Annotated in this window: 21 protein-coding genes and 1 pseudogene; 11 read left to right on the top strand and 11 right to left on the bottom strand. The window is 65.5% G+C overall.

Going from position 1 to position 20,521, the window contains the following annotated elements:
• Nucleotides 1-11: 11 nt before the first annotated feature.
• Nucleotides 12-896: a non-homologous end joining protein Ku gene (gene ku, locus RFM40_RS29905; RefSeq protein WP_320230140.1), complete on the bottom strand. Its 885-nt coding sequence runs from the start codon at nucleotides 894-896 to the stop codon at nucleotides 12-14.
• A gap of 183 nt (nucleotides 897-1,079) precedes the next feature.
• The gene (locus tag RFM40_RS29900) at nucleotides 1,080-1,583 is read right to left on the bottom strand and encodes a YciE/YciF ferroxidase family protein (RefSeq protein ID WP_320224009.1); all 504 of its coding nucleotides are present in this window, start codon (nucleotides 1,581-1,583) and stop codon (nucleotides 1,080-1,082) included.
• Between the two features lie 413 nt (nucleotides 1,584-1,996).
• Here RFM40_RS29900 and RFM40_RS29895 point away from each other — a divergent pair, with 413 nt between their 5' ends.
• The 3 genes and pseudogenes from RFM40_RS29895 to RFM40_RS29885 all read left to right on the top strand — a co-directional run.
• Complete coding sequence (locus tag RFM40_RS29895) at nucleotides 1,997-2,143, top strand: hypothetical protein (protein WP_320230139.1); 147 nt, start codon at nucleotides 1,997-1,999, stop codon at nucleotides 2,141-2,143.
• A 191-nt stretch (nucleotides 2,144-2,334) separates the two neighbouring features.
• Nucleotides 2,335-2,784: a thiol-disulfide oxidoreductase DCC family protein gene (locus tag RFM40_RS29890; RefSeq protein ID WP_320230138.1), complete on the top strand. Its 450-nt coding sequence runs from the start codon at nucleotides 2,335-2,337 to the stop codon at nucleotides 2,782-2,784.
• 19 nt (nucleotides 2,785-2,803) lie between these two features.
• A pseudogene (locus tag RFM40_RS29885) lies at nucleotides 2,804-4,393 on the top strand (saccharopine dehydrogenase family protein); the annotation flags it as partial.
• Nucleotides 4,394-4,437: 44 nt separating this feature from the next.
• On the opposite strand, the gene RFM40_RS29880 reads toward RFM40_RS29885, so the two are convergent.
• From RFM40_RS29880 to RFM40_RS29870, 3 genes are all read right to left on the bottom strand, one after another.
• On the bottom strand, nucleotides 4,438-4,815 hold the full coding sequence (locus tag RFM40_RS29880) for a DUF1850 domain-containing protein (RefSeq protein ID WP_292345343.1): 378 nt from the start codon (nucleotides 4,813-4,815) through the stop codon (nucleotides 4,438-4,440).
• 82 nt (nucleotides 4,816-4,897) lie between these two features.
• The gene (locus RFM40_RS29875) at nucleotides 4,898-6,988 is read right to left on the bottom strand and encodes a TRAP transporter permease (RefSeq protein ID WP_320278777.1); all 2,091 of its coding nucleotides are present in this window, start codon (nucleotides 6,986-6,988) and stop codon (nucleotides 4,898-4,900) included.
• Nucleotides 6,989-7,188: 200 nt separating this feature from the next.
• Nucleotides 7,189-8,148: a TAXI family TRAP transporter solute-binding subunit gene (locus RFM40_RS29870; protein ID WP_320278776.1), complete on the bottom strand. Its 960-nt coding sequence runs from the start codon at nucleotides 8,146-8,148 to the stop codon at nucleotides 7,189-7,191.
• A 252-nt stretch (nucleotides 8,149-8,400) separates the two neighbouring features.
• On the opposite strand from RFM40_RS29870, the gene RFM40_RS29865 reads away from it, so the two are divergent.
• Both RFM40_RS29865 and RFM40_RS29860 read left to right on the top strand, forming a co-directional pair.
• Complete coding sequence (locus RFM40_RS29865; protein ID WP_059188961.1) at nucleotides 8,401-8,763, top strand: YciI family protein; 363 nt, start codon at nucleotides 8,401-8,403, stop codon at nucleotides 8,761-8,763.
• A 4-nt stretch (nucleotides 8,764-8,767) separates the two neighbouring features.
• A complete protein-coding gene (locus tag RFM40_RS29860) occupies nucleotides 8,768-10,015 on the top strand; it encodes an RNA polymerase sigma factor (protein ID WP_320278775.1) in 1,248 nt (415 codons plus the stop codon).
• 248 nt (nucleotides 10,016-10,263) lie between these two features.
• On the opposite strand, the gene cysK is transcribed toward RFM40_RS29860, so the two are convergent.
• The 5 genes from cysK to hrcA form a co-directional block, all read right to left on the bottom strand.
• On the bottom strand, nucleotides 10,264-11,244 hold the full coding sequence (cysK, locus tag RFM40_RS29855) for a cysteine synthase A (protein WP_320230136.1): 981 nt from the start codon (nucleotides 11,242-11,244) through the stop codon (nucleotides 10,264-10,266).
• A 234-nt stretch (nucleotides 11,245-11,478) separates the two neighbouring features.
• Nucleotides 11,479-12,096, bottom strand: a complete 618-nt coding sequence (locus RFM40_RS29850) for a LysE family translocator (protein ID WP_320230135.1) — start codon at nucleotides 12,094-12,096, stop codon at nucleotides 11,479-11,481.
• 322 nt (nucleotides 12,097-12,418) lie between these two features.
• The gene (locus RFM40_RS29845) at nucleotides 12,419-13,768 is read right to left on the bottom strand and encodes a PQQ-dependent sugar dehydrogenase (RefSeq protein ID WP_320230134.1); all 1,350 of its coding nucleotides are present in this window, start codon (nucleotides 13,766-13,768) and stop codon (nucleotides 12,419-12,421) included.
• Between the two features lie 120 nt (nucleotides 13,769-13,888).
• Nucleotides 13,889-14,086: a hypothetical protein gene (locus RFM40_RS29840; protein ID WP_320230133.1), complete on the bottom strand. Its 198-nt coding sequence runs from the start codon at nucleotides 14,084-14,086 to the stop codon at nucleotides 13,889-13,891.
• Between the two features lie 30 nt (nucleotides 14,087-14,116).
• Nucleotides 14,117-15,199: a heat-inducible transcriptional repressor HrcA gene (gene hrcA / locus RFM40_RS29835; RefSeq protein WP_320230132.1), complete on the bottom strand. Its 1,083-nt coding sequence runs from the start codon at nucleotides 15,197-15,199 to the stop codon at nucleotides 14,117-14,119.
• Between the two features lie 171 nt (nucleotides 15,200-15,370).
• Between hrcA and rph the strand changes: the two genes are divergently transcribed.
• The 4 genes from rph to hemW all read left to right on the top strand — a co-directional run bounded on the left by rph (nucleotide 15,371) and on the right by hemW (nucleotide 18,531).
• Nucleotides 15,371-16,087, top strand: coding sequence for a ribonuclease PH (rph, locus tag RFM40_RS29830; protein ID WP_320230131.1), 717 nt, complete (start codon nucleotides 15,371-15,373; stop codon nucleotides 16,085-16,087).
• Between the two features lie 196 nt (nucleotides 16,088-16,283).
• Nucleotides 16,284-16,694 carry a VOC family protein gene (locus RFM40_RS29825; protein WP_320230130.1) on the top strand — a complete coding sequence of 137 codons (411 nt, stop codon included), beginning with the start codon at nucleotides 16,284-16,286 and terminating at the stop codon, nucleotides 16,692-16,694.
• Nucleotides 16,694-17,356 (top strand): RdgB/HAM1 family non-canonical purine NTP pyrophosphatase, encoded by a 663-nt coding sequence (rdgB, locus tag RFM40_RS29820; protein WP_320278774.1) that lies wholly within the window; start codon nucleotides 16,694-16,696, stop codon nucleotides 17,354-17,356. The genes RFM40_RS29825 and rdgB overlap by 1 nt, the downstream gene beginning before the upstream one ends.
• Nucleotides 17,353-18,531 carry a radical SAM family heme chaperone HemW gene (gene hemW, locus RFM40_RS29815; protein ID WP_320230128.1) on the top strand — a complete coding sequence of 393 codons (1,179 nt, stop codon included), beginning with the start codon at nucleotides 17,353-17,355 and terminating at the stop codon, nucleotides 18,529-18,531. Before rdgB ends, hemW begins: the two co-directional genes overlap by 4 nt.
• A gap of 201 nt (nucleotides 18,532-18,732) precedes the next feature.
• On the opposite strand, the gene RFM40_RS29810 is transcribed toward hemW, so the two are convergent.
• Nucleotides 18,733-18,921 carry a hypothetical protein gene (locus RFM40_RS29810; protein WP_320278773.1) on the bottom strand — a complete coding sequence of 63 codons (189 nt, stop codon included), beginning with the start codon at nucleotides 18,919-18,921 and terminating at the stop codon, nucleotides 18,733-18,735.
• Nucleotides 18,922-19,082: 161 nt separating this feature from the next.
• Here RFM40_RS29810 and rsmI point away from each other — a divergent pair, with 161 nt between their 5' ends.
• Nucleotides 19,083-19,973, top strand: a complete 891-nt coding sequence (rsmI, locus tag RFM40_RS29805) for a 16S rRNA (cytidine(1402)-2'-O)-methyltransferase (RefSeq protein ID WP_320230127.1) — start codon at nucleotides 19,083-19,085, stop codon at nucleotides 19,971-19,973.
• Nucleotides 19,974-20,033: 60 nt separating this feature from the next.
• Nucleotides 20,034-20,411, top strand: a complete 378-nt coding sequence (locus RFM40_RS29800) for a YraN family protein (RefSeq protein WP_320230126.1) — start codon at nucleotides 20,034-20,036, stop codon at nucleotides 20,409-20,411.
• Nucleotides 20,412-20,521: the final 110 nt, after the last annotated feature.

The raw sequence follows: 20,521 nt of genomic DNA, 5'->3' as shown, positions 1-20,521 counted from the left end.
GCATCCTGCTCCTATGCGGATTTGCGACTTCTATGTTGACGGCGACCGGGCGCGGCGGCCTTGGCCTTCGTCCGCGCCGACGACGCTTTCGATGACGATCTGCCGGCTTTGCCGCCGCCTTCCGCGTTCAGGCTCTTCTTCAGCGCGTCGAACAGGTTGACGACGTTGGAAGGCTTCGGCGGCGCCTTGGCCTTGGGCGCCTTCTTGCCGGCCTTCTTGGCGCGGATCAGCTCGAGCAGCGCGTCCTCATAGCGGTCGTCGAATTTCGAAGCGTCGAACTTCGTCTTCTTGCTGTCGATGATGTGCTCCGCGAGATCGATCATCTCGTCATCGGTTTTGGCTGCCTTGATCTCGTCGAAGACCGTGCCTGGCTGGCGCACGGTGTCGTCGTAGCGCAGCGTCGTCAGCACCATGCCCTTGCCGAGCGGCTCGATCACCACGGGGCGCTCTCGGTTGTAGAGCACGATGCGCGCGAGGCCGGCCATCTTCTTGGCCGCCATCGCGTCGCGGATGACGGCGAAAGCCTCCTCCGAAACCTCGTCCGCCGGCGAGACGTAATAAGGCGTGTCGAGATAGATCTGCTGGATCGAAGATTTCTCGACGAAGCCGTCGAGACCCAGCGTGTGCGAAGACTCGATCTCAACCGCCTCGATCTCGTCTTCCTCGATATGAACGAAGTCGCCGTCGCTCACCTCGTAGCCCTTGATCTCGTCGCCTTCCTCCAATGGCTTGCCGGTCTCAGCGTCTACATAGATGCGTCTGACGGTGTTGCCGGTCTTGCGGTTGAGGATGCGGAACGAAACCTTCTCGGCGTGGGTGACGACATTGGTCAGCTCGATGGCGCAAGTGACCAGCGACAGTTTCAGATAGCCTTTCCAGGCGGGGCGCGGTGCCATGGCGAACTCCTGCGCGATGCGATCCGAAGCGCGTCGGCCGTTGAATGCCGACCGCTTCCGTTCTGACGCAATCGCGAACGCAACGCTGCTGCACTTTCGTCGTATCGCTCCGACCGCAACGGATAGGGGCTCGCCTGGGTTCCGGCGGAGCCGGCAGGCCGGTCCCACATGGTGCCGGATCTATCACGCCGCCAGCAGGTTGATCCTGTTTTCCGCCATCTCGGTGAGCTTGCGGTCGGTCGCCTGCTCTTCCTTGAGGTTCTTGGCCAGCACGTTGGCGCAGTCGCTGCGGCCGAGCTGCCTGGCCCAGGCGATCAGCGTGCCGTAACGCGTCATCTCGTAATGCTCGACCGCCTGCGCGGATGCGATCAGCGCGGCATCGAGAACCTCCTTGTCGTCGATATCGCCGCTCACCTCGTCGGCTTCCTCGAGGATGCCGTCGATGGCGGGGCAGCTGATGGCCTTGGCCTTGACGCCATTGAGCTCGAACACCTGCTCGACGCGATCGATATGGCCCTTGGTCTGCTCGAGGTGTTTTTCGAAGCCGGCCTTCAGCTGCGGATCGGTCGCCTCGCCGATCATCTTCGGCAGCGTCCGCTCGATCTTTTTCTCGGCATAATAGATGTCGCGCAGCATATGGATGAAGAGGTCGTCCAGCGTCTTGATGTCTTTCGAAAAGAAACCCATGGCTCTTGCCTTCCATTGCTTATTCCAGGTTGGGCTTATTCCGGGTTGGGGAATTCAATCGGCGGCGCGGCCGCCTTCGTCGGAGCCGCGCGGGCTTGAAGGAATCAACGTGTCGCTTCCGGGCCGGTTCCTGACCTTTTCCGGACGCGCAATGAAATTTCCGGGCGCTGGCCGAACGTGAAACAGAAGCGCGTCCAAGCGACATCGAGACGAAACATATGTGATGCAAAAGTCACACGGCCCGAAATCACGACAAAAGGCATCGAAAGACCGCGAATCAGCCGCATTCCGGCCACGATGCAACGGGTTTCGGACCAGAAATTAACATCGCGTTCACCGACTATTCACGCCTCGACGCTATGCTCCCGGACAATTCGGAAGGGACATCCGAAAACGGGACAGGGACAGGTAAAATGAACTTCTGGAACCACCTCGCCGGCTATGCCGCCGCCATTCGCGAATTCGTCGCGCCGACCTATCGGCCGGAGCGCTATTACATGCGCGGCCCGGGTCCGGCCTGCGCCCGCCGCGGCACCTCGATCGGCATCGGCACGCACTGACCACCATGCTCGACAGCCGCCACAACAGCCGGATCTGCAAGCCGGCCGCCGACAACCGCGCCACGACCTATCGTGACGAGCGCCCCGCCGTCGCCGACGGCAGGCGTGCGACAACGCCGCGACTTTGACGCCGCCGCCCGCTGGCTTAGTGTCCCCTTAGTTGTACAGGGGCACAAATAGCCGGGGCCGACATGACCGACCTGCCCGACCCGAACCGTCCGTCTCAATCCGAGTTCTTCGGCGCAACCCAGCCGCTGATCGTCTTCGACGGCGTCTGCGTGTTCTGCTCGGGCTTCGTCCAACTGATCGTCAAGCTCGACCGCGGCAATCGCTTCCGCTTCGCCACGGCGCAATCGCCGTTCGGCGAGGCGTTGTTCCGCAAATACGGCCTGGCAACCGACAATTACGAAACCAATCTCGCCATCATCGACGGCGCGGCCTTCACGAAGCTCGACAGTTTCATCGCCGTCATGGCCGCGCTCGGCTGGCCGTGGCGCGCCGCAAGGCTGCTGCTCGTCCTGCCGCGGCCGTTGCGCGACTGGCTCTACGACCGCGTCGCCAAGAACCGCTACGCGCTGTTCGGTAAGATGGACAGCTGCCAAGTCCCGTCCGCCGAACTGCGGCGACGGCTGATCGGCTAGGTTATCGTTGGGGGGTGGGATGAGGCTTCTGATCGTCGGCGGCTACGGAACCTTCGGCGGCCGCATCGTGCAGTTGCTGGAGACCGAGCCGCGTCTCACCCTGATCGTCGCGGGCCGCTCGCCGGGGAAGGCCAAGGCGTATTGCGAGGGCAGGGACCGTGCCTGCGCCCGGCTGGTGCCGGCGCTCTTCGATCGCGACGGCGATCTTGCCACGCAACTGGCCGCGCTCGCGCCCGACATCGTCGTCGACGCAAGCGGCCCGTTCCAGGCCTATGGCGAAGGACGCTATCGGCTTATCGAGGCCTGCATGGCCGAGCGCATCAACTATCTCGACCTCGCCGACGGCTCGGACTTCGTCGCCGGTGTGGCAAGCTTCGACGCCGCGGCGAAGGAAGCAGGCGTTTTCGCGCTGTCCGGGGTATCGAGCTTCCCGGTGCTGACGGCGGCGGTGGTGCGCCGGCTCTCATCGGAGATCGCGCGCGTCGAGCGCATCCACGGCGGCATCGCGCCATCGCCCTTCGCCGGGGTCGGCGAGAACGTCATCCGCGCCATTGCGAGCTATGCCGGGCGGCCGGTCCGGCTGGTGCGCGACGGCAGGCCGGCCGAAGGCCGCCCGTTCACGGAACAGATGCGCGCCACGATCGCGCCGCCCGGCCGCGTGCCGCTCAGGAACACGCTGTTCTCGCTGGTGGACGTGCCGGACCTCAACGCGCTGCCGGCGCTGTGGCCCGAGGCAAAAGCGATCTGGATGGGTGCTGGGCCGGTGCCGGAAGTGCTGCACCGCGCCCTGATCGGCCTGGCCTGGCTGGTCCGCGCCGGCCTGATCCCAACGCTGTCGCCGCTGGCGCCGCTGATGCACTGGGCGACCAACCGGCTCGCCTGGGGCGAGCATCGCGGCGGCATGTTCGTCGAGATCGAAGGGGCGGACGAGGCGGGCGGGCCGCGCAAACGATCCTGGCATCTCCTGGCCGAAGGCGATGACGGGCCGCTGATCCCGTCGATGGCGGTCGCGGCCTTGGTCGGCAAGGCGCTCGACGGCCGGATGTCGGCGCCCGGCGCCCGCGCGGCGGTGCGCGACCTCGAGCTCGAGGATTATGAGAAGCTGTTTGCGGGCAGGACGATCTGCACCGGCTTCAGGGGCGATATCGACGGCAAGGCTCTCTATCCCGGCTTGCTCGGCGATGCGTGGAAAAACCTTCCCGCGGAAATCCGCGCCATGCATGACGGCACGAAGGTAGCGGAAGGCCGTGCCAGCGTCGAACGCGGAAGAGGCATGCTTAGCCGGCTTGCCGCCGCGCTGGTCGGTTTCCCGACCGCGGCCGCGGATATTTCCGTAAAGGTGCGCTTCGATTTCGACACGCAGGCCGAAACCTGGACGCGAACCTTCGGCGCGCACGGTTTTTCGAGCCGGCAGTTTGCCGGGCGCGGCCGCTCGGAACGGCTGCTTGCCGAGCGCTTCGGCCCGCTGACCTTCGCCATGGCGCTGGTGGCCGAGGGGAACCGGCTGTCGCTCGTGCTGCGCCGCTGGAGCTTTCTCGGCCTGCCTTTGCCGATGTGGCTTTGCCCGCGCTCGACATCCTACGAGATCGTCGAGGATGGCCGCTTCCGCTTCCATGTCGACATCTCGCACCCGCTCGCCGGATTGATCGTGCGCTATCGCGGCTGGCTCGTGCCGTCGCAGGATTCGAGCACCGTCGTCTCTCCCGCTGCCTTGCCCAGCTCGCGACAGCCCTTGGCCGTGCATAGCGTCCAGCCTTCCCCGGTGGCGCCGGACGCCGCGAGCACAAGGCGCGGCTGAGGTCCGATCCGCGGCGCATAGACCCACCAGCCGTTGCGCAGCACCGAGCCCTCGGGCGGGTCCATGCCGGCCCCGGAGCCCTTGACCCATGCCTCGACGACCTGCAGCCCGGCGGGCAGCACTTTCCAGTCTTCCCGCCAGCGCGTGCGTTCCACCGAATGCGTCCAGGACAAAGTGAAGGCGGCAACGGCGAGCGTCACCGTCTTGCCTGCGGCGAGGATGCACAGGCTCATATTGGGCTTTTCATTTGGTTGAGCATGATCTTTTCCGAAAACCGGATTCCACTTTTTGCCTTCGCTGACCTTCGGTTCGGGATCATGCTCTGGTGGACTGCTGGCCCGCGCGCCAGCAGTGCCAGCCGATCCAGACCAGCGCCAGCACCCAGCCGGCCTCGTCGGTAAGCGGAAGTGCTGCGACCAGGAGCACGCCGGCAACGAAAGCGACGATGCGTTCCCACCAGGCCATGCGGCGGGCGAGGAAGCCGACGGCGGCCGCGCCCCAGAGCACGATGCCCATGCAGGCCTTGACGACGATGTAGGCGACCTCGACCGGATAGCCGAACGAGGCGGCGATCGGGCCGGGATCCTGCAGCATCAGGGCCGGTGTATAGACGGCCATGAACGGCACGACGAAGCCGGCGATGGCGAGCTTGGTCGCCTGGATGCCGATCTTGAGGCCGCTTTCCTTCGCCATCGGCGCGGCGGCGAAGGCGGCAAGCGCCACCGGCGGCGTGAGGTCGGCCATGATGCCGAAATAAAAGACGAACATGTGGCTGACGATCAGCGGCACGCCGAGCGACAAAAGCGCCGGGCCGGCGAGCGAAGAGGTGATGATGTAGTTGGGGATGGTCGGGATGCCCATGCCGAGCACCAGGCAGGTGAGCATGGTCAGCACCAGCGACAGGAACAGATTGTTCTCGCCGATGGAGATGATCCAGCCGATGAAGGTCGAGGCGATGCCGGTCAGCGTCAGCGTGCCGATGACGATGCCGACGATGGCGCAGGCGATGCCGACCGGCAGCGCGTTCTTCGCCCCTTCGGCAAGCGAGTCGACGCAGATGCGCAGCGTCTCGCGCCCGCCCTTGAAGGCCAAGCAGGCGACGACGAGCGCCGCGATGACGAGGCTCAGAATGTTGACGCCGAACCGCATGAAGGAAGCAGCGGCAAGCCCAAGCGCCAGCCAGAAGACGACGCGGAACGCAAATGGCCCGATCAGCGCCGCCAGCGGCGTGCCGAGGATCAGCACGATGGTCAGCGCCAGGCCCATGGTGCCGGCGAAGATCGGCGTGTAGCCGGCGAAGAGCAGGTAAATCAGGACGCCAAGCGGCAGCACCAGCGGCCAGTGCTGTCGCACCGCCTCCCAGGGATTGGGAAGTTCCGCCTTGGCCATGCCGTGCAGGCCGGCCTTGCCGGCCTCCAGATGCACCTGCCAGAAACAGGCGCCGAAATAGAGCAGCGCCGGAATGATCGCCGCCTTCACCACCTCGGCATAGGGAATGTTCAGCGTCTCGGCCATGATGAAGGCGACCGCGCCCATCACCGGCGGCATGATCTGGCCGCCCATCGAGGAGGTCGCCTCGACGGCGCCGGCAAAGGCCGAGCGGAAGCCGAAGCGTTTCATCAGCGGAATGGTGAACTGGCCGCTGGCCACCACATTGGCGACGCCCGAACCGGAAATCGTGCCCATCAGCGCCGAGGAGAGCACGCAGACCTGGGCCGGGCCGCCGCGCCAGGAACCAACCAGGCCAAGCGCGAAATCGTTGAACAGCGCGATCATGCCGGCGCGTTCGAGAAAGGCGGCGAAAACGACGAAGATGAAGATGTAAGCCGCCGAAACATAGACCGGCGTGCCGTATATACCTTCGGTGCCAAAGGCGAAGGTGTCGACCAATTGCGCGAAATCATAGCCGCGATGGATGAAGGGCGGCGGCAGGTGATTGCCGACGAAGCAATAGGCGAGGAAGAGGAAGGCGATGACGGCGAGCGGCAGGCCCATCAGCCGCCGAGCCGCCTCGAAGACGAGCGCCACCAGCAGCGTGCCGACGATCAGGTCCGGAGTGGTCAGGAAGCCGGAGCGGCGGATGAGGTCGGCGTAAAAGACCCAGTTGTAGAGGCCGGTGGCGAAGCCGAGCACGCCAAGCGTCCAGAAGGCGGCCTTCGCCGCCACGCCGGTGGCGCGCAGATTGGCGATCAGCCCGAAGCCGAGCAGCAGCAGGAAGCCGACATGCATGGCGCGCACCACCTGGCTGGGCAGGCTGCCATAGGCGGCGATGTAGATCTGGAAGACGGAGAAGGCGACGGCAATCAGGAAGGCCGCCTTGCCCGCGATGCCTTCGCCGAAGCCCGGCGGTAGGCCTTCGATGGGCTCTTCCACGGTTGGAGAAATAACGGTCGGGGTCTCGGTCATTGGCGGGTTCCTGGCGGGCGCTCCCCTCCCCCTTGAGGGGAGGGTGGACAGCCGCCGAAGGCGGATGGACGGGTGGGGTCGTTGCGGCAGTGCGCGACTTTAACTGCCTCGGCTTGACCGAAAAGGCCGGAGCGCGTCGCGGAGGACCCCACCCGGCCCTGCGGGCCACCCTCCCCTCAGAGGGGGAGGGGAACTAGCGCCTACTTCAGCAACCCTTTTTCCTTGTAATATTTCTCCGCGCCGGGATGCAGCGGCACCGGCATTCCGTCCAGCGCCTTGGCCGGATCGATCGCCTTGGCGGCGGCGTGGGCGGCGGCGAGCTGGTCGAGATGCTCGAACATCAGCTTGGTCATCCGATAGGCGGTCTCGTCGGAAACGTCGGCCCGGGTGACGAGGAAATTGCCGACCGCGGCGGTCGCGACATCCTCCGTCTGGCCCTCATAGGTTCCCTTGGGAATGACGACCGACAGATAGGGCGAGCCGATCTTGGCGACGTCCTCGGCCGGCACGGCGACGACGTTGATCGGCACCGAGGTGGCGAGGTCGCGGATCGAAGCGACGCCGAGGCCCGCCGATTGCAGCGTGGCGTCGAGCTGCCGGTTCTTGATCAGCTCGACCGATTCGGCGAAAGGCAGATATTCGACCCGTCCGAGATCCTCGTATTTCAACCCGGCGGCGGCGAAGATGGCGCGAGCGTTGAGCTCGGTGCCCGAAGCCGGCGCGCCGACCGACAGGCTCTTGCCCTTGAGATCGGCGAGCGTCTTGATGCCGGACTCCTTGCTGGCGACGATCTGGATGTAGTTGGGATAGATGGCGGCAATGCCGCGCAGCTTGTCGAGCTTGCCGGGGAAGCCGGCCTCGGTGTTGCCTTCGGCGGCGAGCTTGACGGAATCGCCGAGCGCGAAGGCGATCTCGCCCTTGCCCTGCTGCAGCAGGTTGAGGTTCTCGACCGAGGCTTTCGTCGCCTGCACCTGGGTGCGGGCGCCTTCGATGCCTTTGCCGTAAATCTCGGACAGCGCGACGCCGAGCGGATAATAGACGCCCGACGTGCCGCCGGTCAGCACGTTGATGAATTCCTGCGCCCCGGCCGACACGGCGCCGAGGCCGAGCGACAGCGCCAAGGCGCCGGCGGCAACAAATTTCGTCCTGAAATTGAGCATATGGTTCCTCCTCCTGAAACGGTCGCGCCGCGCCGCCTCCCCGGCGCGAGCTCGTGAGTTTAGACAGGAGGCGCCAAATGCCAACCCGCAATTGCATGCATTAGACGAACGGCTGAGTATGGCGAAAAGCGCCGGCTTGCGCCCGATGGCTTTGGGATGAAAGATTTTCAAGGCGCCTGTCGAAATCGGCCGCGGCCGCACGACTTTAGCTTGGCCCGCGACGACGCGGCCTTCGAGAAACGGGAGAGACCCATGCGATACATGCTGTTGATCTACAATGACGAAGCCGCAATGGCGAATGCGCCGCGCGACAAGACCGAGCAGACCCTCGCGGCCTATGGCGCCTATACGGAAGCCTTGAAGAAATCCGGCGCATACCTTGCCGGCGAAAGGCTGCGCCCGACCCAGGCGGCGACATCGATCCGGATGGCCAATGGCAAGACCAACGTGCTCGACGGCCCCTATGCCGATACCAAGGAGCAGCTTGCCGGTTTCTACATGATCGAAGCGACCGACATCGACACGGCCATGGAATGGGGCGCGCGCTGTCCGGCAGCCAGCACCGGCACGGTCGAGGTGCGGCCGATCTGGGAAATGACCGACTACCTGTCCTAGAAATATGAACAGTCGCCAGGAGACGGCGCGGGCGGCGGCCGAGGCGGCCGCCCGGCAGAGCTACGGCAAGCTGGTCGCCTATCTCGCGGCCCGCACGCGCGACGTCGCCGGCGCCGAGGACGCGCTGGCCGATGCGTTCGCCGCCGCGCTGGAGCGCTGGCCGAGAAGCGGCGTGCCCGAAAAACCGGAAGCCTGGCTGCTTGCGGTCGCGCGCCGGCGCGACGTCGACGCCGTGCGGCGGCGGCTGACCGGCGAGGCGGCCCGCGACCATCTGCGGCTGATTGCCGAGGAGGCGGAGGCGCGCATGACGAATGAGGATTTGCCCGACGAGCGGCTCAGGCTGATGTTTGCCTGCGCCCATCCGGCGATCGAATCGAGCGTCCGCGCGCCGCTGATCCTGCAGACTGTGCTGGGCTTCGACGCCGCCACGATCGCTTCTGCGTTCCTGGTTTCGCCGGCGACGATGGGCCAGCGCCTGGTGCGCGCCAAGAACCGCATCCGGGAGGCCGGCATCCCCTTTCGCGTGCCGGAACGGGCCGAGCTCGGCGAACGGCTCGACGCGGTGCTGGAAGCGATCTACGCCACTTTTGCCGAAGGCTGGTCGGACCCGGCCGGCACCGAGACGCGACGGCGAAACCTTGCCAGCGAAGGCATCTGGCTCTGCCGGCTGGTCGCCTCGCTGATCCCGGACGAACCGGAAACACTGGGGCTTTTGGCGCTGATGCTTTTCGCCGAAGCGCGGCGCGCGGCACGGCGCGGCCCGCAAGGCGACTTCGTGCCGCTTGCCGAGCAAGACACCGCGCTCTGGGACGACACGCTGATCGACGAGGCGGAAGCGCTGCTCAAGCGCGCCGCGGCCAAGAAAATCATCGGCCGCTACCAACTGGAAGCCGCGGTGCAATCTGCGCATACGGCGCGACGGCGGAGCGGCGGCACCGACTGGGCCGCGATCCGCCAGCTCTACGACGCGCTGATGGCGATTGCCGGCTCGCCGGTGGTGGCGATCAACCGCGCGGTGGCGATCGCCGAAGCCGAGGGAGCGGCTGAAGGTCTTGCCGCGCTCGAGCGGATCGGCGACGACAGGCGGCTTGCCGAGTACCAGCCCTACTGGGCGGCGCTGGCCGAGCTGTCCGCCAGGCTCGGCAAGACCGCCGATGCTGCTGAAGCCTATGACCGGGCGATCGGCCTCGAGCGCGATCCGGCCTTGCGCCGCTTCCTGCAGGCCGAGCGAGGAAAGTTAGTGCGGAATTGAAAACGGCGGAGCGTTTTCAGACGTTCGCTTCCAGCAAACGCTGGCGGGACAGCGCCCCCCCTCTGTCCTGCCGGACATCTCCCCCACAAGGGGGGAGATTGGCCGTCGCGTCGGCTTTCGCCAATCTCCGACGCGGCAAGACGAGCGAGGCGCCCAAACTGCCGATCTCCCCCCAAGTGGGGGAGATGCCCGGCTGGGCAGAGGGGGGCGCGAAGGATCGCTACTTTCCCATATTTTCCATCGGCGACCTAAGCCCCCAGGCCGTCGAACAGGATCGTCGAGAGATAGCGCTCGGCGAAGGATGGGATGACGACGACGAGGTTCTTGCCCTTGTTTTCCGGCCGCGAGCCGACGACGATCGCCGCCTGGAGTGCTGCGCCCGACGAGATGCCGACCGGCACGCCCTCGAGGCGGGCAACGAGGCGCGCATTGGCGACCGAATCCTCGTTCGAGACCCTGACGATCTCGTCATAGACCGAGGTGTCGAGGATCTTGGGCGCAAAGCCAGCGCCGATTCCTTGAATCTTGTGCGGGCCGGGCTGGCCGCCGGACAGCACCGGCGACGCTTCCGGCTCGACCGCCACGACATGCAGCGAGGGCTTGCGCTTCTTCAGCACCTGGCCGACGCCGGTGATGGTGCCGCCGGTGCCGATGCCGGCGACGATGATATCGACCTCGCCATTGGTGTCGTTCCAGATTTCCTCCGCCGTGGTGCGGCGGTGGATCTCCGGATTGGCCGGGTTCTCGAACTGCTGCGGGATGATGGCGTTGGGCAGCGTCGCGGCGAGCTCGTCGGCCTTGGCGATGGCGCCCTTCATGCCCTTCGGGCCTTCGGTGAGCACCAGTTCGGCGCCGAGCAGCGCCAGCATCTTGCGGCGCTCGACCGACATCGTCTCCGGCATGGTGAGGATCAGCTTGTAGCCCTTGGCGGCGGCGGCGAAGGCCAGCGCGATGCCGGTGTTGCCGGAGGTCGGCTCGATCAGCGTGGTCTTGCCGGGCGAAATCTTGCCGGCCTCCTCCAGCGCCTCGATCATGGCGACGCCGATGCGGTCCTTCACAGAGGCGATCGGGTTGAAGAATTCGAGCTTGGCCAGCACATTGGCGACGATGCCCTTTTCCTTGGCGAACTTGTCCAGCCGCACCAGCGGCGTGTCTCCAATCGTCTCGGTGATCGAGTTGAAGATGCGGCCGCGGCCGGGGACGCGTGCGGAGGTGACGGGCTTGTTCATTGGTTTCGCTCCCAAGGCAATGGCATAGGCGGACAGAATAGTGCTTTCAGCCGCGCAAGATAGGCTGGCGGCCGAAAATATCCGAGTGGGGCGGTTGCTGAAAACCATCCCACGCCGGAAATGCATTTTCTGGATCGGCCCGTTTTCGGAATGCTTTCCCTGAAATCGAAGCGGTTACGCACCGAGGTGTGTTGCCATTCACGTCAGGCCGGCATCACCTGATTGTCAACACGCTTACTGGCGAGCGGCAATGGCCGCGGCTGCCCCCATCATGAAGCCGGCGGCGGTGCGGTTCAGCGCCTTCAGCGCGCGCGGCGATTTCAGGAACCAGCGCGCCTTGGCGGCCAGCGCCAGATAGGGCACCAGCACCGCGAACAGGACAATGACGGTCAGCGCGACGAAGATGCCGTAATCGGCCAGCGTGATGGTCTTCAGGTCGACGATGGTCGGCGTGATGGCGAGATAGAAGATCATCGTCTTCGGGTTGCCGAGCGTCACCGTCAGCCCGGCAATGAAGCTCGCCACGAAGCCGCCCTTGCCCTTGCGCGCCTCGATGTTCTCGGGCGAGATGCCGCTGGTCCAGAAGCGCCAGGCAAGGAAAGCGAGATAGGCGACGCCGGCCCATTTGATGGCGAGGAAAACCATGCCGAAGGTCTGCGCGACGAAGGCCAGGCCGAGCACGACGGCGGTGAGGTAGGTGATGTCGCCGAGCATCAGGCCGAAGGACATCACCAGCGAGGAACGGAAGCCGGAGCCGAGCGCACGGGCAACCAGCGCCGTCACGCCGGGGCCCGGAATGGCGGCGGCGACGCCGAGGGCTGCGCTGTAAGCGAGAAATCCGGTGAGTGTCATGATTATTCTGGGCCTGGCCATAGGGACCGATATGGAACCGGGCTTTTATCATGATGCCGGGTCGGCGGTAACTCCCTCGCGGCGAGATTCGTTGCGCCAGCTCAACCGGGAACTAGTTTCCCGGCACAGGAATTTTGACCGGTCGCGTTGGCAGCTCGAATGCCTTGGAGATTGGCCGAAACGGACCGGCCTCATCATCCTCGGGTCTGCGCGCGTCGCTTCGCTCCTGCTCCGCCCTGGGATGACGAGGTTGGGAAGGCTTTAGCTAATCCCAGGCGTTTGCGCTGATTTCATGGAAATGAACAGCATTTCAAATCCCCGATCAGGACCGGCCGTCTCCGTAAGTGACGCGCCAGATCGTGCCGTTGCCGTCCTCTGTCAGGATCAGCGCGCCGTCCTTCGCCACGGCCACGCCCACCGGCCGGCCCCATACCTCGTCATCCGAAATGACAAAGCCGGTGGCGAAATCCTCATATTCCCCGGTCGGCTTGCCGTCCTTGAATTTCAGCCGCACCACCTTGTAGCCGGTGCGGGCACCGCGGTTCCACGAACCATGCAGGGTGACGAATGCGTCGCCCTTGTAGTCGGCGGGGAAGTTGCCGCCTTCATAGAAGGCGATGTTGAGCGGCGCCGAATGCGCCTGCATCAGCACGTCGGGTACCGTGACCTTGCCGGCGAGGTCGGGCCGCGCCCCCTCGTGGCGCGGATCCTCGTTGTCGCCGATATAGTACCAGGGCCAGCCATAGAAGGCGCCGTCCTTGACGGCCGTGGCGTATTCGAACGGCACGTCGTCGCCGAGCTCGTCGCGTTCGTTGACGACGCACCAGAGCGCGCCCGTCGCCGGCTGCACGGTCATGCCCGAGCAGTTGCGCAGGCCGGTGGCGACCATCCTGCGGTTCTTGCCATCGGGATCGAAGGCGAGCACGTCGGCGCGGCCTTCCTCCGCGCCCCAGGTGGCGCCGAGCGGCTCAGACCGCGCCCATTCCTCGACGCCACCCTTCGGCCTCGCGCCCATATCCTCGGCGGTGTTGGAGCCCGAGCCGACCGACAGGTAGAGCGTCTTGCCGTCGGGCGAGAAGGCGATGTCGCGCGTCCAGTGATGGCTCGAGGGAATGTCGGAGACGATCATTTCCGCCCTGCCCGAGGCTTGCATGTCGCCATCGCGATAGGGAAAGCGCACGACGCTGTTGCTGTTGGCGACATAGACCCATTGCGGCTTGTCGCCCGGCGGATAGAAGGCAATGCCGTAGGGCTGGGTGAGGCCCTTGGCGAAGACGGCTTTCTCGGCGGGCTTCGCGCTGCCTTCCGCCAGCCGATAGACCCTGACTCGATTGGCCTCGCTGTCGGCGACGAAGAGGTCGCCGTTCGGCGCCACGCGCACGACACGCGGATTGTCGATGCCGGAAGCGATGAGCTCGACCGAGAAGCCGGCCGGCACGGCGGGCTTGGCATCCGCGGGGCGGTCGGCGAGGCCGGCGCTATTCGACGGGGTGTCGGCGAGGCTCGGCTGCTGGAGATCGTCCGGCTTGATTAGACGCCGCACGCCTGGACGGTCGGCCTTCCAATCGCCGAAGGCCTTTTTGCCTGTGAGCAAAGGTTGGTCGGCCTGCTGCGCGAAAGCGCCGGTAGCCAGAAACAGGGCAACGCCCGCAAGGCCAGCGATCCGTGTCATGCCGTTCTCCGTCAATGGCGGACGCGCCTGCCACGATCGGCGCAACCAGACAGCAGATATCGGGCAGGCGCTCCAAAAGAGAAGCGCGGGCACGCAGATTTGACGCGAACTGGCGGCAGCTCAGCTCTCTTCGACGTCGAGATCGTCGTCGAGCCGTTTTTCCAGCGCGACCAGATCGGCCGGCAGCGGCAGGCCCATGGCGCGCATTTCCCTGAGCTTCTCGCGCAGCTGCTCCTGGATTTCGTGCTCGTCCTCGGGCTGGTTCACCATCTCCTCGAGCAGCAGGCTGATCTGGGCCTTGAACGATTCCAGCGCCATTTCCACCCTCCTTGCGGCGATCCCGTTCGCCTATCTCAGCATGCGCGAAATCAATTGGGCAGTATAGTCGACCATAGGCACGATACGGGCATAGTTGAGCCGGGTCGGACCGATAACGCCGAGCGCGCCGACGACGCGCGCGTCCTTGTCGCGATAGGGCGCGACCACAAGCGACGAGCCGGACAGGGAAAACAGTTTGTTCTCCGAGCCGATGAAGATGCGCACGCCGGGCCCTTCCTCGGCAAGATCGAGGAGCTGCAGCAGCCCGTCCTGCGTTTCCAGATCCTCGAACAGATGACGCAGCAATTCGAGATCGGCCTGGGCGGTGACGTTCTCCAGAAGATTGGCGCGGCCGCGCACGATGAGGCGCGCCGGCAGGCCGCTCTCGGCGCCGGCCCAGACCGCGAGGCCCTTCTCGACCAGGTCCTGCGACAGCGTGTCGAGGGCCGCCCTGGTCTCGTCCTTGATACGGGCGATCTCGATGCGCGCCTCGGCCAGCGTGCGGCCGCGGATGTGGGCGTTGAGGAAGTTCGAGGCCTCATGCAGCTGCGAGACGGTGATGCCGGCGGGCAGGTCGACAACCCGGTTCTCGACGTCGCCGCTCTGCGACACCATGACGGCCAGCGCCTTGGTGGGCTCCAGCTGGATGAACTCGATATGCTTCAGCGCCACCTCGTTCTTGGCGGCAAGCACCAGGCCGGCGCCGCGCGACATGCCGGACAGCATCTGGCTCGCCTCGGTCAGCATATGCTCCAGCGTGGCGCCCGAGCCCGAGGCACGCACCTGCGCCTCGATGACGCGGCGCTCATCGTCGGAGAGATCGCCAAGCTCCATGAAGGCATCGACGAAGAAGCGCAGGCCGGTCTGGGTCGGCAGCCGGCCGGCCGAGATGTGCGGGGCATAGATCAGGCCCAGATGCTCGAGGTCGCTCATCACGTTGCGGATGGTGGCCGGCGACAGCGACGAAGGCAGGATGCGCGACAGGCTGCGCGAGCCGACCGGCTCGCCGTCGCGCAGGTAGGAATCGACGATCCGCCTGAAGATGTCGCGCGAACGCATATCAAGCGATTGAAGTACCGGCGATTGCGACGCGGGATCGACTGCCTTGTTCATTCCGGCGAGAACCTCCGTTTAAAAGATATAGACTTCCGCCCCAAAGGCGCAACCCGGCGCCCTTTTCCTTTGCGCCCCCCTTTTCCTTTGCGCTCCCCTTTTCCTTTGCGCCATGCGCCGCATGCGTCTACAAGCCGCCGACGAATCCGAGAAAGAACAGAAAGAGCCTCGATGCGCCCCTCCAAACGCCAAGCTGACGAAATGCGCGCCATCTCCTTCGAGCGCGGCGTCTCCAAGCACGCCGAAGGCTCGTGCCTGGTGAAGTTCGGCGACACGCATGTCTTGTGCACGGCGAGCCTGGAGGAAAAGGTGCCGGCCTGGATGCGCAATTCCGGCAAGGGCTGGGTGACGGCGGAATACGGCATGCTGCCGCGCTCGACCGGCGAGCGCATGCGCCGCGAGGCCTCCGCCGGCAAGCAGGGCGGCCGCACGCTGGAGATCCAGCGGCTGATCGGCCGCTCGCTCAGGGCCGTGGTCGACCTGCAGGCGCTGGGCGAGCAGCAGATCACCGTCGACTGCGACGTCATCCAGGCCGATGGCGGCACCCGCACGGCCTCGATCACCGGCGGCTGGGTGGCGCTCTTTGACTGCCTGCGCTGGATGGAAGCCCGCCAGATGGCAAGTGTCTCCAAGGTGCTGAAGGACCATGTCGCGGCGATTTCCTGCGGCATCCATGACGGCCAGCCGGTCATCGACCTCGACTACCTCGAGGATTCCTCGGCCGGCACCGACGCCAATTTCGTCATGACCGGCAAGGGCGGCATCGTCGAGATTCAGGGCACCGCCGAGGGCGAGCCGTTTTCCGAGGAGCAGTTTGCCGCGCTGATGGGGCTGGCCAAGAAGGGCATTTCGCGGCTGGTCAGCTTGCAGCAGATGGCGGTGGCGTAGCGCGCCGCGTGGAAGAAAGAATGAGGCTGGCGATCCTTCACACCCCCCTCTGCCCTGCCGGGCATCTCCCCCGCAAGGGGGGAGATCGAACGGCACTTTGGGTTTCGCCAACCATCAACGTTGAGACGATGTCGGCGGAGCTGCTAATCTCCCCCCTTGCGGGGGAGATGGCCGGCAGGCCAGAGGGGGGTGCGTCGTGACTCCCTCGGCGATTCTGGAATCGGCCCTCTACGTCACAGACTTGCAGGCTGCCGAACAATTCTACTGTGACATCATCGGCCTCAACGTCGTGGGCAAGGTCGAAGGCCGCCACGTCTTCTTCCGCTGCGGCAGCGGCGTGCTGCTTCTCTTCAATGCCGAAGCGACCAAAGTTCCGCCGGCGCCGGACGCCAGGCTGAAGGTGCCGCCGCACGGAACGGCCGGCGAAGGTCATCTTTGCTTCACGGCAAGCGCCGATGAGATTGGCCAATGGCGCAAGCATCTCACAGCAAGGAACATCGCCATCGAAAGCGATTTCGAATGGCCGCAGGGCGGACACTCGATCTATATCCGCGACCCTTCGGGGAATTCGATCGAGTTCGCCGAGCCAAGGATCTGGGGCCTGTGATGCATAGTTTGAACGGACAAAAGATCGTCGTCGCCAGCCACAACGAAGGCAAGCTGCGCGAGTTCGCCGACCTGATGGCGCCGTTCGGCTTCGAGGCTAAGTCGGCCAAGGACTACGGCCTGCCGGAACCGGAAGAGACCGGCACGACCTTCGAGGAGAATGCCTATATCAAGGCATACGCCGCTGCCAAGGCGACCGGCCTGCCGGCGCTCTCCGACGATTCGGGCCTCTGTGTCGACGCGCTCGACGGCGCGCCGGGCGTCTACACCGCCAACTGGGCCGAGACGCCGGATGGCAGCAGAGATTTCGGCATGGCCATGCAGCGCACCGAAGTGGCCCTGCAGGAGGTCGGCGCGACCGAGCCGACGCAGCGCACCGGCCGCTTCGTCGCCGTCATCTGCCTAGCCTTCCCGGACGGCGATGCGGAATATTACCGCGGCGAGGCGGAAGGCACGCTGGTGTGGCCACCGCGCGGCACGCTCGGCTTCGGCTACGATCCGGTGTTCCTGCCAAACGGCTTCGACAAGACTTTCGGCGAGATGAACGCCGAGCAAAAGCACGGCTGGAAGCCCGGCCAGGCAACCGCCCTGTCGCACCGCGCCCGCGCCTTCCAGAAATTCGCGCAAGCCCGCCTGGACTTGGCGCGGCTCGACTCAAGATGATCGAGACCGGCCAAACCATGCTGCTCGACCGCAGCCCCGGCTTCGGCGTCTACATCCATTGGCCATTCTGCGCGGCCAAATGCCCTTACTGCGACTTCAACAGCCATGTCCGCCACCAGCTGGTCGACCAGGAGCGCTTCGCGCGCGCCTTCGAAACGGAACTGGCCACCATGCGCGCCCGCACCGGGCCGCGCGAGGTGACCAGCATCTTCCTCGGCGGCGGCACGCCGTCGCTGATGAAGCCGGAAACTGTCGGAGCGGTGCTGGAGGCCGTGGCGAAGAACTGGACGGTGCCTGCTGGCATCGAGGTCACGCTGGAAGCAAACCCGTCCTCGGTCGAGGCTGAGCGTTTTCGTGGCTACCGGACAGCCGGCGTTAACCGCGTCTCGCTCGGCGTGCAGGCGCTGAACGACAAGGACCTGCGCTTCCTCGGCCGGCTGCACAATGTCGAAGAGGCGCTGCATGCCATCGGACTCGCGCGGGACATTTTCCCCCGACTGTCCTTTGATCTGATCTATGCGCGACCGGGCCAGACGCCGGAGGCGTGGCGGGCGGAGCTCGAACAGGCGATCGGCCACGCCGCCGATCATCTGTCGCTCTATCAGCTCACCATCGAGGAAGGCACGCCGTTCCATGCTCTGCATGCGGCGCGAAAATTCGTCATCCCGGACAATGACCAGGCCGCCGACCTCTACGCGCTGACGCAGGAGGTGACGGCGGCGCATGGGCTGCCGGCCTATGAGATTTCCAATCACGCGCGGCCGGGCGCCGAGAGCCGGCACAATTTGACCTATTGGCGCTATGGCGAATATGTCGGCGTCGGGCCGGGCGCGCATGGCCGCTTCGTCGAGAACGGCCGCCGGACGGTCACGGTCGCCGAAAAGATGCCGGAGACCTGGGCCAACCTGGTCGAGGCCAGGGGCCATGGCGTCACCGGCGGGGAAGTGCTTACGCGAGCCGAAGAGGCGGACGAGTTCCTGCTGATGGGGCTGAGGCTCGCCGAAGGCATCGACCTTCAGCGCTACGAGACGCTTGCCGGCCGTGGCCTTTCGACCGCAAGACTTTCGGTGCTGCAGGAAGAAGGGCTGGTGGCGCCGGTCGGCAATGCCCGGCTCCGCGCCACCACCGCGGGGATGATTGTGCTCGATGCCGTCGTGGCGGATTTGGCGCGGTAGCACAGCACTTTCGTCATTCTCGGGCTTGACCCGAGAATCCATGCCGTGACTTCAACCGAAGGGCGCGACGGAGCAGAATTCTGCACCGCCGGAGAAGTTTCGATGTAACGGCATGGATCCTAGGGTCTGCGCCGCGTCGCTTCGCTCCTTGCTCCGCCCTAGGATGACGAAGCGAGAGCCGGCTGCGCTCTCATGCGACGCCTAGGCGTCGTGCTTCTGGCGGTGCTTGCCGCGGTTCTTCTCGGCATGCGCCTCGCCGTTGCGGGCGGGCTTCTGGTCGGCCTTGTCGCGGCGGGCGCCTTGCTGTTCGGCGATCGGATGTGGGGGAGTGGCCTCGCGGGCGGTTTTGCTTTCAAGTCGGCTGATAAAAATGTCGAAGCGATTGGGCATCGTCCGGTCCTGCCTCCTACCGGGAATCAGGGATGAAATTCGCCGATAGCGGTTTCGTTCCTCACTATGGCAAAGGCATGGCGATTTCCCTCCATGGACCTCACGTTTTGCAACAGGACGGCGACCGTGCGAAACAGAGCGGCTACAGAGAGGGACCATTCTTGACCGGCGAGAAACGCAGCTATCTGATCGGGCAGACCGAGATTCCGGCGCGGCCGATTGCGCCGGCGCTTTATCTGGTGGCGACACCGATCGGCAATCTTGCCGACATCACGCTGCGCGCGCTGGAGACGCTGGCTAGCGCCGACATCGTCGCCTGCGAGGACACGCGCGTCTCGCGCGTGCTGCTCGAACGCTACGGCATCCGTCGCCGCACCACGGCCTATCATGAGCACAATGCCGCCTCGGCAGGGCCGAAGCTGATCGAGGCTTTGGGGGTCGGGCACAGCGTGGCGCTGATTTCGGATGCCGGCACGCCGCTGGTCTCCGACCCCGGTTACCGGCTGGTCGGCGAAGCGCTGGAGCGCGGCATCCGCGTCGTGCCGGTGCCGGGACCGTCGGCGGCGCTTGCCGCGCTAACCGCTTCCGGACTGCCGTCCGACGCCTTCCTATTCGCGGGCTTTTTGCCTGCGAAGGCTGGCCAGCGGCTGACGAAGCTCGAAAGTTTCAAGCAGGTGCCGGCGACGCTGATCTTCTTCGAATCGCCGCGCCGGCTGGCCGAGACGCTCGCGGCGATGGTGGAAGTGCTCGGCGGTGCGCGTCAGGCGGCGATCGGACGCGAGCTTACCAAGGCCTTCGAGGAGACGCGGACGGGAACGCTCGGCCAGCTCGCCGATCACTACGCGGCGGCCGACACCCCGAAGGGTGAAATCGTCATCTGCATCGGTCCGGCCGAGGCCACGGCGGATCAGCCGGCCGATATCGACCGGCTGCTGTTGTCGCTTGCCGCGGAAATGCCGGCCTCCAAGGCGGCTGCGGAAGCGGCGAAGATGACCGGCGGCCAGAAACAGGCGCTCTACCGGCGGCTGCTCGAACTCAAGGACAGACCATGATCCCGAAAGGTGGAAACCGGTTTTCGGGAAAGATCATGGTCAAACAAAGAGATGCCGGCGATGGCTGAGCGCACTGTCGGTCATCGGCGAAAAGCCTATCGGCGCGGTCATCGCGGCGAATGGCTGGCGGCGCTGGCGCTGATGTTGAAGGGCTATCGCATCCTTGCCCGCCGCCACCGCACCAAGCTCGGCGAGATCGACCTGATCGCCAGGCGCGGCGACCTGGTGCTGTTCGTCGAGGTCAAGGCGCGGCGGACGCTGATCGAGGCAATGGAAGCGATCGCCCACTCGTCGGAGCGGCGCATCGAGGGCGCCGCCGACCTCTGGCTGTCGCGCCAGCCGGACTATGGCAGGCTGTCGGTGCGCTTCGACATGGTGGCGGTGCTGCCCTGGCGCTGGCCGGTGCATGTCGAGAATGCGTTTTATGGACGGAATTGAGGGGCCTCGAAGACGCAATCCTTGCGGGACGCTAACTGTCGAGGTCAGCGCCGCCCCTTGTATCTGCACGGACAGAGATTTGTGCGATGGAAGCGACTGAGCCTCGAACC

The sequence above is a fragment of the Mesorhizobium captivum genome, from assembly GCF_033977165.1.
Lineage (GTDB): Bacteria > Pseudomonadota > Alphaproteobacteria > Rhizobiales > Rhizobiaceae > Mesorhizobium > Mesorhizobium captivum.
The sequence above is the reverse complement of the archived record's forward strand: the minus strand, read 5'-3'. Positions and strand labels throughout refer to the sequence as shown.

Coding starts and splice junctions, on each gene's coding strand:
- ku (WP_320230140.1), bottom strand. CDS start 896: ATGGCACCGCGCCCCGCCTGGAAAGGCTATCTGAAACTGTCGCTGGTC.
- RFM40_RS29900 (WP_320224009.1), bottom strand. CDS start 1,583: ATGGGTTTCTTTTCGAAAGACATCAAGACGCTGGACGACCTCTTCATC.
- RFM40_RS29895 (WP_320230139.1), top strand. CDS start 1,997: ATGAACTTCTGGAACCACCTCGCCGGCTATGCCGCCGCCATTCGCGAA.
- RFM40_RS29890 (WP_320230138.1), top strand. CDS start 2,335: ATGACCGACCTGCCCGACCCGAACCGTCCGTCTCAATCCGAGTTCTTC.
- RFM40_RS29880 (WP_292345343.1), bottom strand. CDS start 4,815: ATGAGCCTGTGCATCCTCGCCGCAGGCAAGACGGTGACGCTCGCCGTT.
- RFM40_RS29875 (WP_320278777.1), bottom strand. CDS start 6,988: ATGACCGAGACCCCGACCGTTATTTCTCCAACCGTGGAAGAGCCCATC.
- RFM40_RS29870 (WP_320278776.1), bottom strand. CDS start 8,148: ATGCTCAATTTCAGGACGAAATTTGTTGCCGCCGGCGCCTTGGCGCTG.
- RFM40_RS29865 (WP_059188961.1), top strand. CDS start 8,401: ATGCGATACATGCTGTTGATCTACAATGACGAAGCCGCAATGGCGAAT.
- RFM40_RS29860 (WP_320278775.1), top strand. CDS start 8,768: ATGAACAGTCGCCAGGAGACGGCGCGGGCGGCGGCCGAGGCGGCCGCC.
- cysK (WP_320230136.1), bottom strand. CDS start 11,244: ATGAACAAGCCCGTCACCTCCGCACGCGTCCCCGGCCGCGGCCGCATC.
- RFM40_RS29850 (WP_320230135.1), bottom strand. CDS start 12,096: ATGACACTCACCGGATTTCTCGCTTACAGCGCAGCCCTCGGCGTCGCC.
- RFM40_RS29845 (WP_320230134.1), bottom strand. CDS start 13,768: ATGACACGGATCGCTGGCCTTGCGGGCGTTGCCCTGTTTCTGGCTACC.
- RFM40_RS29840 (WP_320230133.1), bottom strand. CDS start 14,086: ATGGCGCTGGAATCGTTCAAGGCCCAGATCAGCCTGCTGCTCGAGGAG.
- hrcA (WP_320230132.1), bottom strand. CDS start 15,199: ATGAACAAGGCAGTCGATCCCGCGTCGCAATCGCCGGTACTTCAATCG.
- rph (WP_320230131.1), top strand. CDS start 15,371: ATGCGCCCCTCCAAACGCCAAGCTGACGAAATGCGCGCCATCTCCTTC.
- rdgB (WP_320278774.1), top strand. CDS start 16,694: ATGCATAGTTTGAACGGACAAAAGATCGTCGTCGCCAGCCACAACGAA.
- hemW (WP_320230128.1), top strand. CDS start 17,353: ATGATCGAGACCGGCCAAACCATGCTGCTCGACCGCAGCCCCGGCTTC.
- RFM40_RS29810 (WP_320278773.1), bottom strand. CDS start 18,921: ATGCCCAATCGCTTCGACATTTTTATCAGCCGACTTGAAAGCAAAACC.
- RFM40_RS29800 (WP_320230126.1), top strand. CDS start 20,034: ATGGCTGAGCGCACTGTCGGTCATCGGCGAAAAGCCTATCGGCGCGGT.